14 protein-coding genes are annotated in these 14,081 nt (G+C 69.9%); 8 read left to right on the forward strand and 6 right to left on the reverse strand.

The annotated features are described in order from the left end of the window. Positions 1 to 2: 2 nt before the first annotated feature. The 3 genes from E9536_RS35610 to fliE all read right to left on the reverse strand — a co-directional run bounded on the left by E9536_RS35610 (position 3) and on the right by fliE (position 1,336). Entirely contained in the window at positions 3 to 335 is a 333-nt protein-coding gene (locus tag E9536_RS35610) for a flagellar protein FliT (protein ID WP_059523069.1), read from the reverse strand. Continuing rightward, positions 332 to 766 (reverse strand): flagellar export chaperone FliS, encoded by a 435-nt coding sequence (gene fliS, locus E9536_RS35615; RefSeq protein WP_021164034.1) that lies wholly within the window; start codon positions 764 to 766, stop codon positions 332 to 334. Before fliS ends, E9536_RS35610 begins: the two co-directional genes overlap by 4 nt. 225 nt (positions 767 to 991) lie before the next feature. Next, positions 992 to 1,336, reverse strand: a complete 345-nt coding sequence (gene fliE, locus E9536_RS35620; protein WP_021164033.1) for a flagellar hook-basal body complex protein FliE — start codon at positions 1,334 to 1,336, stop codon at positions 992 to 994. A 249-nt stretch (positions 1,337 to 1,585) separates the two neighbouring features. Here fliE and fliF point away from each other — a divergent pair, with 249 nt between their 5' ends. Genes fliF through E9536_RS35655 form a run of 6 tightly spaced genes read left to right on the forward strand, consistent with a single transcriptional unit; the run spans position 1,586 to position 8,413 of the window. Then, entirely contained in the window at positions 1,586 to 3,349 is a 1,764-nt protein-coding gene (fliF, locus tag E9536_RS35630) for a flagellar basal-body MS-ring/collar protein FliF (RefSeq protein WP_059700441.1), read from the forward strand. Next, on the forward strand, positions 3,339 to 4,334 hold the full coding sequence (fliG, locus tag E9536_RS35635; protein ID WP_027788887.1) for a flagellar motor switch protein FliG: 996 nt from the start codon (positions 3,339 to 3,341) through the stop codon (positions 4,332 to 4,334). Before fliF ends, fliG begins: the two co-directional genes overlap by 11 nt. Then, entirely contained in the window at positions 4,327 to 5,010 is a 684-nt protein-coding gene (gene fliH / locus E9536_RS35640; RefSeq protein ID WP_049117285.1) for a flagellar assembly protein FliH, read from the forward strand. The genes fliG and fliH overlap by 8 nt, the downstream gene beginning before the upstream one ends. Next, positions 5,004 to 6,572, forward strand: coding sequence for a flagellar protein export ATPase FliI (gene fliI, locus E9536_RS35645; protein ID WP_027788886.1), 1,569 nt, complete (start codon positions 5,004 to 5,006; stop codon positions 6,570 to 6,572). Before fliH ends, fliI begins: the two co-directional genes overlap by 7 nt. Before the next feature lie 5 nt (positions 6,573 to 6,577). After that, entirely contained in the window at positions 6,578 to 7,036 is a 459-nt protein-coding gene (fliJ, locus tag E9536_RS35650) for a flagellar export protein FliJ (RefSeq protein WP_021163734.1), read from the forward strand. Positions 7,037 to 7,066: 30 nt separating this feature from the next. Continuing rightward, positions 7,067 to 8,413: a flagellar hook-length control protein FliK gene (locus E9536_RS35655; protein WP_136472421.1), complete on the forward strand. Its 1,347-nt coding sequence runs from the start codon at positions 7,067 to 7,069 to the stop codon at positions 8,411 to 8,413. Between the two features lie 27 nt (positions 8,414 to 8,440). Here the strand turns inward: E9536_RS35655 and E9536_RS35660 are convergent, their stop codons facing one another. Continuing rightward, on the reverse strand, positions 8,441 to 10,081 hold the full coding sequence (locus E9536_RS35660) for a GMC family oxidoreductase N-terminal domain-containing protein (protein WP_136472423.1): 1,641 nt from the start codon (positions 10,079 to 10,081) through the stop codon (positions 8,441 to 8,443). 221 nt (positions 10,082 to 10,302) lie between these two features. On the opposite strand from E9536_RS35660, the gene E9536_RS41705 reads away from it, so the two are divergent. Continuing rightward, entirely contained in the window at positions 10,303 to 10,767 is a 465-nt protein-coding gene (locus tag E9536_RS41705) for a hypothetical protein (RefSeq protein WP_168799610.1), read from the forward strand. A 39-nt stretch (positions 10,768 to 10,806) separates the two neighbouring features. After that, positions 10,807 to 12,249, forward strand: coding sequence for a coniferyl aldehyde dehydrogenase (locus tag E9536_RS35675; RefSeq protein WP_136472425.1), 1,443 nt, complete (start codon positions 10,807 to 10,809; stop codon positions 12,247 to 12,249). A gap of 81 nt (positions 12,250 to 12,330) precedes the next feature. Here the strand turns inward: E9536_RS35675 and E9536_RS35680 are convergent, their stop codons facing one another. Both E9536_RS35680 and E9536_RS35685 read right to left on the reverse strand, forming a co-directional pair. Continuing rightward, entirely contained in the window at positions 12,331 to 13,362 is a 1,032-nt protein-coding gene (locus E9536_RS35680; protein WP_059700450.1) for a serine/threonine protein kinase, read from the reverse strand. 49 nt (positions 13,363 to 13,411) lie between these two features. After that, positions 13,412 to 13,624: a hypothetical protein gene (locus E9536_RS35685; RefSeq protein WP_004198969.1), complete on the reverse strand. Its 213-nt coding sequence runs from the start codon at positions 13,622 to 13,624 to the stop codon at positions 13,412 to 13,414. Positions 13,625 to 14,081: the final 457 nt, after the last annotated feature.

The raw sequence follows: 14,081 nt of genomic DNA on the forward strand, positions 1-14,081 counted from the left end.
CCCTACCCGCGCGCGCGGTAGAGATCGGTCAATACCTTGGTCGAGCGCCGCGCCTCGAACAGCGCGGACAGCCGCGCGACGTCCGGGCTCGCGAGGTCGCGGATCGCGGCGTCGTCGGCCAGGATGCGGCGGATCAGGTCGAGCTTGCGGCCGAGATCCGATTCGTCGAGCACGACGCCCGGATCGGCTTCCTTCAGCCCGTCGACGAGTGCCGTGAATTCGGCCTGCAACCCCGGCAACGCGCTCCAGTCGGCGCTGCGGGCGGCGCCCAGCATCCGGCCCGACACGGCGGCGAGCGCCTCGTAACGTGCGAAGTATTCGGCCTTGCGATTCATCTCGATGCTTCCACTGCCTGTTGCGCGGCCATCCGCGCGACTTCCGGGGCGATCCCCGTCCATGCTTCCTCGAGCGTCGCGAGCAGCCCGTCGACCTCGACCAGCATCGCGTCGCTCGCCTGTGCGTTCGCTTCCAGCAGACGCCGGCCGATATACGCATACAGCGCGTCCAGCCGCTCCGCGATCTCGCCGCCCGCGTCGCGGTTCAGCGACGCCTTCAGCCCGCTCTCGACGATCCGGATCGCCTTGCCGATCGCATCGCCGCGCGCGGACACATTGCCCTGCTGCAAATGCATGCGCGCCAGCGCAACCGCCTGCCGCGCGCCCTGGTACAGCATCGCGATCAAACGGTGCGGGGAGGCGCCCATCACCCCCGTCTCGACGCCGACACGCGCGTATGCACTGGCTCCAGCGTGTCCTGGGGAAAACATGCGCTTCTCCTTGTTATGCCTTGGCTATACGGGAACCGCCGCCGTGCATCGCACGACGCGGCCTTCACCGGAGTTATCGGAAGGGATTTGAAAAGCTTTAGGCAAGCGCGGCCTGCCGCCGGGGCGCCGAAGGCGCCGGCCCGGAGGCCTTCCCTGAACGACTTTCGCCGGATGGCCGCCCACGGGTGCCCGTCGCCGGGTACCCGTCCCCGGGTGCCGCACGCATCACACCGACATCTGCATGATGTCGTTGTAAGCGCTCACCAGCTTGTTGCGGACCTGGAGCCCGAACTGGAAGCCGATGTTGGCTTTCTGCATGTCGACCATCACGTCGTTCAGCGAGACGTTCGGCGCACCGACCTCGAACGCCTGCGCCTCGCCGAGCGCGTGCTGCTGGTCGCCGCTGATCTTGTCGAGCGACGCCTTCATCGCGCTCGCGAACGTGCCGGCCGTCGCCGCGCCTGAACCGGCCAGCGCTGCCGTCGGGCTCGCGACGCCGCCGGACGCCTGCGCGGCCATCGACTGCATCTGTTGCAACACCGAACCGATTCCGCTGACGTTCGCAGTCATGCTGTCCCCAAAACCGAGAGAAGAGACCCGGCGCACCGGGTGTTTCCGCCGGCGCCGCACCACGCGCACCATGCCGGATCGCGAAAAAGGATAGCAGCGCGCCGCGCGTCAAAGCCGAGAAAGTACGGGGGAAACCCCGCTCTTTTCAGTCGATCGGAACAGGGCCCGGGTCACGATAATCGCATCGTGTCATTGTCCGCCCGCTCGCCCGAGCGAGCTCAGTCGTCCCGCTCCGGAGAAACTCGACGCATGGATTCGCAGGCCAACTCGCTGATCAACCCAGACGCCCGCGCGGGCCTCGCCAGCCCGGCGCCCGGCGCCGCCGCGGCCGCCGCGTTGCCGGGCGCGGGTGGCGCAGGCGCGGACTTCGGGCTTGGCGGCTTCGCGGAACGCATTCCCGGCATCTCGCGGATGAAGGGCAACCCGAAGCTGCCGTTCCTGATCGCCGTCGCGTTCGCGGTCGCCGTGATCACCGCGCTCGTGCTGTGGAGCCGCGCGCCCGACTATCGCGTGCTGTACAGCAACCTGTCGGATCGCGACGGCGGCGCGATCATCGCCGCGCTCCAGCAGGCAAACGTTCCCTACAAGTTCGCCGATGCCGGCGGCGCGATCCTCGTGCCGTCGAACCAGGTACATGAAACGCGCCTGAAGCTCGCCGCGATGGGGCTGCCGAAGGGCGGCTCGGTCGGCTTCGAGCTGATGGACAACCAGAAGTTCGGCATCAGCCAGTTCGCCGAGCAGATCAACTACCAGCGCGCGCTCGAAGGCGAGCTGCAGCGCACCATCGAATCGATCAACGCCGTGCGCGGCGCGCGCGTGCATCTCGCGATCCCGAAGCCGTCGGTGTTCGTGCGCGACAAGGAAGCGCCGAGCGCGTCGGTGTTCGTCGACCTCTACCCGGGCCGCGTGCTCGACGAGGGCCAGGTGCAGGCGATCACGCGGATGGTGTCGTCCGGCGTGCCCGACATGCCCGCGAAGAACGTGACGATCGTCGACCAGGACGGCAACCTGCTGACCCAGACCGCCTCGGCATCCGGCCTCGACGCGAGCCAGCTCAAGTACGTGCAGCAGGTCGAGCACAACACGCAGAAGCGCATCGACGCGATCCTCGCGCCGATCTTCGGCACGGGCAACGCGCGCTCGCAGGTCAGCGCGGACCTCGATTTCTCGAAGGTCGAGCAGACGTCGGAAAGCTACGGCCCGAACGGCAATCCGCAGCAATCCGCGATCCGCAGCCAGCAGACCAGCAGCGCGACCGAGCTCGCGCAGGGCGGCGCGTCGGGCGTGCCGGGCGCGTTGTCGAACACGCCGCCGCAGCCGGCGTCCGCGCCGATCGTCGCCGGCAACGGCCAGAACGCGCCGCAGACGACGCCCGTGAGCGACCGCAAGGACCAGACGACCAACTACGAGCTCGACAAGACGATCCGTCACCTCGAGCAGCCGATGGGCAGCGTGAAGCGGCTGTCGGTCGCGGTCGTCGTCAACTACCAGCCGGTCGCCGACGCGAAGGGCCACGTGACGATGCAGCCGCTGCCGCCGGCGAAGCTCGCGCAGGTCGAGCAGCTCGTGAAGGACGCGATGGGCTACGACGCCAAGCGCGGCGACTCGGTGAACGTCGTGAACAGCGCGTTCTCGACCGCGAGCGACCCGTACGCCGACCTGCCGTGGTGGCGCCAGCCCGACATGATCGCGATGGCGAAGGAAGCCGCGAAGTGGCTCGGCATCGCGGCGGCCGCGGCGGCGCTCTACTTCATGTTCGTGCGCCCGGCGATGCGCCGCGCGTTCCCGCCGCCCGAACCGGTCGCGCCGGCGCTCGCCGCGCCGGAAGATCCGGTCGCGCTCGACGGCCTGCCGGCGCCGGAGAAGGCCGAAGAGCCCGACGCGCTGCTGCTCGGTTTCGAAAGCGAAAAGAACCGTTACGAACGCAACCTCGACTACGCGCGCTCGATCGCCCGCCAGGATCCGAAGATCGTCGCCACCGTCGTGAAGAACTGGGTGTCCGATGAACGCTGAAGGCTTGACCAAGAGCGCGCTGCTGCTGATGTCGATCGGCGAGGAAGAGGCCGCGCAGGTATTCAAGTTCCTCGCGCCGCGCGAGGTCCAGAAGATCGGCGCCGCGATGGCCGCGCTGAAGAACGTCACGCGCGAGCAGGTCGAGGACGTGCTGCAGGAATTCGCGAAGGAAGCGGAGCAGCACACCGCGCTGTCGCTCGATTCGAGCGACTACATCCGCTCGGTGCTGACCAAGGCGCTCGGCGAGGACAAGGCCGGCGTGCTGATCGACCGCATCCTGCAGGGCAGCGACACGAGCGGCATCGAGGGCCTGAAGTGGATGGACTCGGGCGCGGTGGCCGAACTGATCAAGAACGAGCATCCGCAGATCATCGCGACGATCCTCGTGCACCTCGACCGCGACCAGGCATCCGAGATCGCGTCGTGCTTCACCGAACGCCTGCGTAACGACGTGATGCTGCGGATCGCGACGCTCGACGGCATCCAGCCGGCCGCGCTGCGCGAACTCGACGACGTGCTGACGGGCCTGCTGTCCGGCAGCGACAACCTGAAGCGCAGCCCGATGGGCGGCATCCGCACCGCGGCCGAGATCCTGAACTTCATGACGAGCGTACATGAGGAAGGCGTGCTCGAAAGCGTGCGCCAGTACGACGCGGATCTCGCGCAGAAGATCGTCGACCAGATGTTCGTGTTCGAGAACCTGCTCGACCTCGAGGACCGCGCGATCCAGATGGTGCTCAAGGAAGTCGAGTCGGAAACGCTGATCATCGCGCTGAAGGGCGCGCCGCCCGCGCTGCGCCAGAAGTTCCTCGCGAACATGTCGCAGCGCGCGGCCGAACTGCTCGCCGAGGATCTCGACGCGCGCGGCCCGGTACGCGTGTCCGAAGTCGAGACGCAGCAGCGCCGCATCCTGCAGATCGTGCGCAACCTGGCCGAGAGCGGCGCGATCGCGATCGGCGGCAAGGCGGAAGACGCGTATGTCTGATTCGGCGAGCGATCGCGCGGGCACCCTCACCGCCTACCAGCGGTGGGAGATGGCGTCGTTCGACCCGCCGCCGCCCCCGCCGCCGCCCGACGACGCGGCAGCGGCCGCCGCCGCGCTCGCCGAGGACCTGCAGCGCGTGCGCGACGCCGCGCACGCCGAAGGCCATGCGGCCGGCCATGTCGAAGGCCAGGCGCTCGGCTACCAGGCCGGTTTCGAGCAGGGCCGCGCACAGGGGTTCGAAGCCGGCCAGGCCGACGCGCGCGAACAGGCCGCGCAGCTCGCGGCGCTCGCCGCGTCGTTCCGCGAGGCCGTGTCGAGCGTCGAGCACGATCTGGCCGCCGACATCGCGCAGCTCGCGCTCGACATCGCGCAACAGGTCGTGCGCCAGCACGTGAAGCACGACCCCGCCGCGCTCGTCGCGGCCGTGCGCGACGTGCTCGCGGCCGAACCCGCGCTGTCCGGCGCGCCGCATCTCGCGGTGAATCCGGCCGACCTGCCCGTCGTCGAAGCCTATCTGCAGGACGATCTCGATACGCTCGGCTGGAACGTGCGCACCGACGCGTCGATCGAGCGCGGCGGCTGCCGCGCGCACGCCGCGACCGGCGAGGTCGACGCGACGCTGCCCACGCGCTGGCAGCGCGTCGCCGCCGCGATCGGCAAGGTGAGCACGTGGTGACGCGGCCGCCCGAAGCGCTCGCGCACGACGGCCTGACGCCGCTCGAACGCGAGCTCGCGCTCGCGTCGTTCGGCCCCGACGCCGCACACGACACGCATGACGCACACCCGCACGGCGCCGCCGCAGCGGCCGACGCCTCCGGCGCCACGCCGCCCGCCGGGCACGCTCCGCGCGCGCCGCACAACCCGCATCTCGCGCACTGGCGCACGCACCTGAACGGCCTCGCAGCGCGCAGCCACCGCGCGCTGCCGCTGCGCCCGTGCGGACGCCTGACGCGCGCGGCCGGCCTCGTGCTCGAGGCAATCGGGCTGCGCCTGTCGGTCGGCGCCGAATGCACGATCGAACTGCCGCCCGGCAGCACGCTGCCGCACGCGGAAGCGGAAGTCGTCGGCTTCGCCGGCGACCGCCTGTTCCTGATGCCGACCACCGACGTCGCCGGCGTGCTGCCCGGTGCGCGCGTCTGGCCCCGCGAAACCGCGCCGGTGGCCGATCCGCTCGCGGGCGCGAAGCGTCTGCCGGTCGGCTGGGAGATGCTCGGGCGCGTCGTCGACGCGTCGGGCCGCCCGCTCGACGGCCTCGGCCCGCTCGCGTCGAAGGTCGACGCGCCGCTGTCGGCGCCGTCGATCAACCCGCTCGAGCGCGAACCGATCCACCACGTGCTCGACGTCGGCGTGCGTGCGATCAACGCGCTGCTCACCGTCGGCCGCGGCCAGCGGATGGGCCTGTTCGCCGGCTCCGGCGTCGGCAAGTCGGTGCTGCTCGGCACGATGGCGCGCTACACGAGCGCGGAAGTGATCGTGATCGGGCTGATCGGCGAACGCGGCCGCGAAGTGAAGGAGTTCATCGAACAGATCCTCGGCGAGGACGGGCTCGCACGCTCGGTCGTCGTCGCGGCGCCGGCCGACGTCTCGCCGCTGCTGCGGATGCAGGGCGCGGCCTATGCGACGTCGCTCGCCGAGTATTTCCGCGACCAGGGCAAGCACGTGCTGCTGCTGATGGATTCGCTGACGCGCTACGCGATGGCGCAGCGCGAGATCGCGCTCGCGATCGGCGAGCCGCCCGCGACCAAGGGTTACCCGCCGTCGGTGTTCGCGAAGCTGCCGGCGCTCGTCGAGCGCACCGGCAACGGGCCGGAGGGCGGCGGCTCGATCACCGCGTTCTACACGGTGCTGACCGAAGGCGACGACCAGCAGGACCCGATCGCCGATTCGGCGCGCGCGATCCTCGACGGCCACGTCGTGCTGTCGCGTGCGCTTGCCGAGGCCGGCCACTATCCGGCGATCGACATCGAGGCGTCGATCAGCCGCGCGATGACCGCGCTGATCGACGAAACGCATCTCGACCACGTCCGGCAGTTCAAGCAGATGCTGTCGCGCTACCAGCGCAATCGCGACCTGATCGCGGTCGGCGCGTACGCGCCCGGCCGCGACGCGCAGCTCGACCGCGCGATCGCGCTCTATCCGCGCATCGAGGCGTTCCTGCAGCAGGGCTTTCGCGAATGCGCGCCGTTCGCGTCGAGCCTCGCCGGGCTCGATGCACTGTTCGACGCTTACGGAGGCTGATCCAGATGGCTCACGGCTTTCCCCTTCAGTTGCTGCTCGACCGCGCGCAGGACGACCTCGACTCGGCCGCGAAGCAGCTCGGCACCGCGCAGCGCGACCGCACCGCGGCCGCCGAGCAGCTCGACGCGTTGCTGCGCTACCGCGACGAATACCACGCGCGCTTCTCGCAATCCGCCCAGCACGGGATGCCGGCCGGCAACTGGCGCAATTTCCAGGCGTTCATCGACACGCTCGACGCCGCGATCGCGCAGCAGCGCAGCGTGCTGGCCGCGGCCGAAGTCCGCATCGACGAAGCACGCCCGAACTGGCAACAGAAGAAACGCACCGTCGGCTCGTATGAAATCCTGCAGGCGCGCGGCGTCGCGCAGGAAGCGAAGCGCGAAGCCCGGCGCGAACAGCGCGATGCCGACGAACACGCCGCGAAGATCCTGCGCATGCGGGCCGACGCGGCCCGTTCGTCGTAACCGACCACCGCATTCGAACGAGAGAACGTCATGCCTCCCCTGCCCCTGCTCGGCGCGCTGCTCGACACCGCCGGCACCGCACTCCAGGCCGCCCGCGGCTCGGGTTCGTCCGGCGCCGCCGCCGGCAACGATGCCGCGACCGCGGTGCCGTTCGCGCAGACGCTGAAGCAAAGCGTCGTCACGCGTCGCGATTCGTCGAATGCCGGCGCGCCGGATGCTTCGACGAAACAGGCTTCGTCGAAGCCGGCCGCCGGCACGAAGCCGTCCGCGACCGATGACGACGACGCGACCGACGATACGACCACGAACACCGCCGCCAACCCCGACGCCGCCGCGCTCGCGGCCGCCGCTGCCGTGCAGGCGCAACTGCAGGCGCGCATGGACAACGCAGCGCCGGTCGATCCGGCTGCTGCCGCCGCCGCTGCACAAAAGGCGGCCGTGTCCGGCCAGCCCGATGCCACGGCCACGCTGGCGGATCACGCGGCCACGGACGCCGCCGCGGCCGCCCAGCCGGCCACGCCCGCGTCGGGCCGCGATGCGCTGCAGACCGCGCTCGACAGGCTGACGGGCGGCTCGGGCGCGATCGCGATACCCGCGGCCGGCCCGACCGCGTCGGCCCCGGCATCGACCGCATCGACCGGCGCCACCGCACCGCTGACACCGAAGGTCCCGACCTTCGACCGCACCCTCGCCGACGCGAAGGGGGCGCTCGCGCCCCAGCAAACGCCGACGCAGGCCACCGCGCAGGCGCTGCAGGCCAACGCGAATGCGCAGTCGGGCGAGCAGCACGCGCTCGCGGCAGCCGGCGACGCGACGGATCCGGCCGCCAGCGCGACGCTCGCGGCCGGCGCAACGGCGGCCGCCGCGACACAGGCGAACCTGCAGTTGTCGCCGGCCGCGGGAGCGATCGCCGCGGCGAACGCGCACGTGCTCGCCCCGCACGTCGGCACCCCGGACTGGACGGACGCGCTGAGCCAGAAGGTCGTGTTTCTGTCGAATGCGCACCAGCAGAGCGCCGAGCTGACCCTCAACCCGCCCGATCTCGGGCCGCTGCAGGTCGTGCTGCGCGTCGCGGACAATCACGCGCACGCGCTGTTCGTGTCGCAGCACGCGCAGGTGCGCGACGCGGTCGAAGCCGCGCTGCCGAAGCTGCGCGAAGCGATGGAATCGGGCGGGCTCGGACTGGGCAGCGCGACCGTCAGCGACGGCGGCTTCGCTTCGCAGCAGCAGAACCCGCAATCGTCCTTCGCCGGCGGGCAGTCGTCGCGGCGCGGGAGCGGCGGATCGTCAGCCGTCGATGCACCGGTCGACGCTGCGCAATCCGCACCGGTCGCCGCGAGCGTGAGCCGCGCCGGCCTCGTCGATACGTTTGCCTGAGCATGACTGCCCGCGTGCGCGCGCCGTTCAGCGGCCGTGCACCGCGGCAGCCGCCTCGCCGCGCGACACGCCGCCCTTGCGCGCCGCGACGATGAAGTCCGCCGCGCGTTCGCCGATCATCACCGACGGCGCATTCGTGTTCCCGCCGACCAGCGTCGGCATCACCGACGCATCCACCACGCGCAATCCTTCGACGCCGCGCACGCGCAGTTGCGGATCGACGACCGCGTGCGCGTCCGACCCCATCCGGCAGGTGCCGACCGGGTGGTAGATCGTGTCGGCATGCTCGACGATCGTCTTGCGCAGCTCCGCTTCGCTCTGGTCCGCCCGCGTGTACAGCTCGCGCCCGCCCTGCGACGCGAGCGGCGCCTGCGACAGGATCCTGCGCATCGCCTGCGTGCCCCGCACGAGCAGGTCGAGATCGCGCGAATCGCTGAAGAAGCGCGGATCGATCAGCGGTGCGTCACGCGCATCGCCGGTCGCGAGCGTCACCGTGCCGCGGCTGAACGGCCGCAGCGCGCACACGTGCAGCGAATAGCCGAAGCCCCAGTGCATCTTGCGGTTGTGGTCGTCCACGAGCGCCGTGCAGAAATGCAGCTGCAGGTCGGGGCGCTCGAGCGACGGATCGCTCTTGATGAAGCCGCCGGCCTCCGCGACGTTGCTCGTCATCATCCCGGTGCGGCTCGATAAATAGCGCGCGAGCGCGGGCGTCATCTTCGCGATCCCGCGCAGGCACACGCCGACCAGTTCCGACGAATTCACGCGCGTGTTGATGATGAAGTCGATATGGTCGATCAGGTTCGTGCCGACGTCCGGCGCATCCTGCACGACGGCGATCCCGTGCCGGCGCAGTTGCTCGGCCGGGCCGATTCCCGAGCACATCAGCAGCTGCGGCGAATTGAACGCGCCGGCCGACAGGATCACTTCCGCGCGCGCGTCGAGCGTCTCGACGCGCCCGTTGCGTGCAACCGCGACGCCGGCCGCGCGCTTGCCGTCGAACGTGACGCGCAGCACCGTCGCATCGGTGATCACGTGCAGGTTCGGCCGGTTGCGGCCGTAGATGTACGCACGCGCGACGCTGCAGCGCGAGCCGTCGCGGTGCGTGACCTGATAGAAGCCGACGCCTTCCTGCGTCGCGCCGTTGAAGTCGTCATTCAGCGGATAGCCAGCCGCATGCGCGGCCTGGATGAATCGTTCGGAGAACGGATTGCGAAAGCGCAGATCCGACACCGACAGCGGGCCGTCCGCGCCGTGCCACGCATCGGCGCCGCGTTCGTTGCCTTCCGCGCGCCGGAAATACGGCAGCACGTCCTGCCAGCCCCAGCCCGTCGCGCCGAGTTGCGCCCATTCGTCGTAGTCGCCCGGGTGGCCGCGCGTGTAGATCATCGCGTTGATCGCGCTCGAGCCGCCCATCCCGCGCCCGCGCGGCTGGTAGCCGCGCCGCCCGCCGAGGCCCGGCTGCGGCACCGTCTCGTAGCCGTAGTTCGTGCCGAGCTTGAACGGTACCAGCGCCGCGATGCCGACCGGCATGTTGACCAGCAGGTTGCGCTCCGTATGCGAGCCGGCCTCGATCAGCGCGATCGTCGCATCGGGGCAGGCATCGGCGAGGCGGCCTGCCAGGCTCGATCCGCCCGACCCGCCGCCGACGATGATGTAGTCGTATTGCATGTCACGTCTCCGTCGTCTCATGGAAGGCGCCCGGCACCGCCGCGCGACCGCGTCCTTGTAGTGTTCGGGCATTGTAGGAATCGCCACCGTGCGCGCGGCGCGCGGATTCAAGAGCGATTCCTCTAAACGCTCGCGTGAACTAAATTTAAGATGTATCGATTCGCTTTGCGCGACGCGCCGGCCACGAGAAGCCGATCCGTCGCGAAACGGGAGAGACGACGATGCAGCGCCAGGTTCTGCAGGCCGCGTGCCGACCGGGTTGTCCGGATGCGATGCGCGCAGCCCGCATTTCATTTCAAACGGCTGCCCGCGCGGAGGTGCCCCGCGTCATGCGCGCAGTCGATCGAAATCGAACGGCACGCGTCGTCGCCGACCGTTTGGACGGTTTGTCGCCACGGCGGCACGATGCGCCGCGGCATGGTTTGACGGCCCCGTCGCGCCACCCCGCTTCGGTGCGCAGGCGGGCAGTCGCGCCGCGGCGTCGCGCGCCCGGCAACGGTTGCATCGCACTGCATGCCCACGCGCCGCAACACGGTTTCCGGATGCACACACCGTCGCGTGGATGCGACGCCCGCTGCACGCTTGAACCGGTTTTCGAGCACACGTCGCATCCGGCCCCGCGCCGCGCGACACGCACCACCCCGATCCGCGTCGCCGCGCTCGCCGAGCGTGCGCATGCGGCGTGACGGCCGGCCGACCAGCCAGGCCCAACTGGAGGAGACGACATGAAGAACGACCTGCCCGAACTGGCCCCGCAAGCACTGCCGTCGGTCGATGCACTGACGTCGCTGCTGCGCGACCAGCGCGCGGCCTACCTGCGCGCACCGTACCCGGCATGGGAAACGCGCGTGCAGCACTTGCGCGCGCTGCGCACGATGCTGATCGACCACGCGGACGCACTCGCCGAAGCGATCAGCGCCGATTTCGGTCATCGCGCGAAGCAGGAAGTGCTGCTGTCGGAAATCTGGATGGCGAAGGAAGAGATCGACGACGCGCTCAAGCACGGCAAGCGCTGGATGAAACCGATCCGCAAGCCGATGAACAAGTGGCTGCGCCCGGCGCGCGCGAAGGTGATTCCGCAGCCTCTCGGCGTGGTCGGCATCGTCGTACCGTGGAACTACCCGGTGCTGCTCGCGGCCGGCCCGCTGATCTGCGCGCTCGCGGCCGGCAACCGCGCGATCATCAAGATGTCCGAACTGACGCCGCGCACGTCGGCGCTGTTCGAGCAGCTCATTGCGAAGACCTTCACGCGCGACCACGTCGCGGTCGTGAACGGCGATGCGGAAGTGGGCGCCGCGTTCAGCGGGCTGCCGTTCGATCACCTGCTGTTCACCGGCTCGACGCACGTCGGCCGCCACGTGATGCGCGCGGCCGCCGACAACCTCACGCCCGTCACGCTCGAACTCGGCGGCAAGTCACCGGCCATCGTCGGGCCGAACGCGCGCTTCGATGCGGCCGTCGACGCGATCGTCGCGGGCAAGACGCTGAACGCGGGCCAGACCTGCATCGCGCCCGACTACGTGCTGCTGCCGCGCGGGATGGAGGCCGCGTTCATCGAGCGCGCGCGGGCACGGTTCGCGAAGATGTACCCCGACCTGTCGACCAACGGCGACTACACGACGATCGTGTCGCCGCGCCACTACGCCCGGCTGCAGCAGCTCGCCAGCGACGCGCAGGCGGCCGGCGCGCAGCTGCATCCGCTGTCCGACGCACAATCCGATCCTGCATCGCGCCGCTTCGTGCCGTGCGCGGTCACGCAGGTGCCGGCCGCGTCGCAGCTGATGCAGGAGGAAATCTTCGGGCCGCTGCTGCCGCTCGTGCCGTACGAGCGGCTCGACGAAGCGATCGCATACGTGAATGCGCGCCCGCGTCCGCTTGCGCTCTACCTGTTCGACGAGGACGGCGGCACGATCGACCGCGTGATGCGCGAAACGGTCTCGGGCGGCGTGTCGATCAACGAAACGCTGATGCACATCGCGTGCGGCAGCCTGCCGTTCGGCGGTGTCGGTGCGAGCGGCATGGGCGCATATCACGGCTACGACGGCTTCGTGACGTTCTCGAAGATGAAGCCGGTACTCACGCAGACGCGCCTGAACACGCGCAACCTGCTCGCGCCGCCGTACGGCAAGCGCTTCTCCGCGCTGATCAAGCTGATGCTGAAGTTCTGAACGGAAGGGATCGAACGGGCCGCGCGCATCGCGCCGCGGCCCGCACCGGCAGGCCGCGCGGCGCCGGTGCCGCGCGCGCCGTCACACGGGCCAGAGCGGCCCTTCCTGCATCGCGCCGATCTGCTCGCGCAACTCGAGCACGCGTGCTTCCCAGTAGCGGTGCGTGTTGAACCACGGGAACGCGGCGGGGAAGGCGGGATCGTCCCAGCGTCGCGCGAGCCATGCCGCGTAGTGGATCAGCCGCAGCGTGCGCAGCGCTTCGACGAGATGCAACTCGCGCGGCTCGAATTCGCAGAAATCCTCGTAGCCGGCCAGCAGGTCCGCGAGCGCACGCGACGCGCCTTCGCGATCGCCCGGCAACAACAGCCACAGATCCTGGATCGCGGGCGCCATCCGGCTGTCGTCGAAGTCGACGAAGTGCGGGCCGGCATCGGTCCACAGCACGTTGCTCGGATGACAATCGCCGTGGGTGCGCAGCAGGCGGATCTCGCCCGCCCGCTCGAACGCGGCCTCGACGCCTTCGAGCGCGAGCGTCACGGCGGTCTCATACGCGGGCCGTACATCGTCCGGAATGAAATCGTGCGCGAGCAGGTAGTCGCGCGGCTCGTAGCCGAACGTACTGATATCGAGCACGGGACGCGCGGCATACGGCTGCGTCGCGCCGACCGCATGGATCCGGCCGATGAAGCGGCCGAGCCATTCGAGCGTGTCGCTGCGGTCGAGGTCAGGCGCGCGGCCGCCGCGCCGCTCGAAGATCGAGAAGCGGAAACCGTCGAACGCGTGCAGCGTGCGGCCGTCGAATGTGCGCGCGGGCACCGCCGGAATCTCGCGCGCGGCGAGCTCGGCGACGAACGCATGCTCTTCGAGGATCGCTTCGTCCGACCAGCGGGCCGGACGGTAGAACTTCGCGACGACCGGCGGGCCGTCTTCGATGCCCACCTGATACACGCGGTTTTCGTAGCTGTTGAGCGCGAGCAGGCGCCCGTCGGTGCGCAGGCCGGCCGGCATCAGCACGCTGTCGAGCGCATCGAGCACGCACTCGGGCGTGAGTCCGGCGAACGGCGGGCCGGCGGGAGAAGCGGGAGCGGAAGTGACGTCTTTCATGCCCCGCATTGTGCCGCCAGCCGGGCCGAAAGACGAGCGCCCGGTGCGGCGTATGCGCTCAGTGAAGCGCCGCGCCGGCCGGCAGCACGGATTCGCCGGTGTCGATCAGGTCCTCGAGAAAGAACGGCTCGGTGTTGAGTTCCTTCGACTCGCCCGGTACGCCCGCGTACCAGGTCACCATGGCCATGTCGCCCAGGATGCGCTGGACGATGCCGCGTGCGCCCTTCGGCACAGCGATATGGGTAGTGCAGACAATCGACCCGACATGCATGATGGTTCCCCACTCTTGACTCTTGAAACCCGGCTCGGTGGCGAGCCGGCAAATGCACGATCCGCGCGCTCTCGTCGGAGCGTTGCGCGTAATCCCATTGTTCACGGTTTATCGAAGCGCGAAAAGAAGAAGAAGCAGGCGAAGTGCCGCGAATTCGTCGAATGTCTCCAATCAACCACTGCGCCGGACAGGCGCTTGCCCGCCCGGTTACCCCCATCATACCCTGTCGAATGTGACTGCCCGCCGAATCCGCGTCGGCACCGCGACGCACCCGTGACGCATGCCGCACGCGCATCGCGGGCCCGGTGTCGCATCACCGGGAAATTTCGCGCGACCGCCGTGGCCGCACGACGTCGCACCGTCATCGCCTTCCCCGTACCTCGAACGCAACCGGCACGACGACGGTTGCGCACGCACCGCCCGCTTCGCCACCCACTTCGCCACCCGCATCACCGCG

This window comes from Burkholderia sp. LS-044 (genome assembly GCF_004803625.1).
In the GTDB taxonomy this organism is placed as follows: Bacteria; Pseudomonadota; Gammaproteobacteria; order Burkholderiales; family Burkholderiaceae; genus Burkholderia; species Burkholderia cepacia.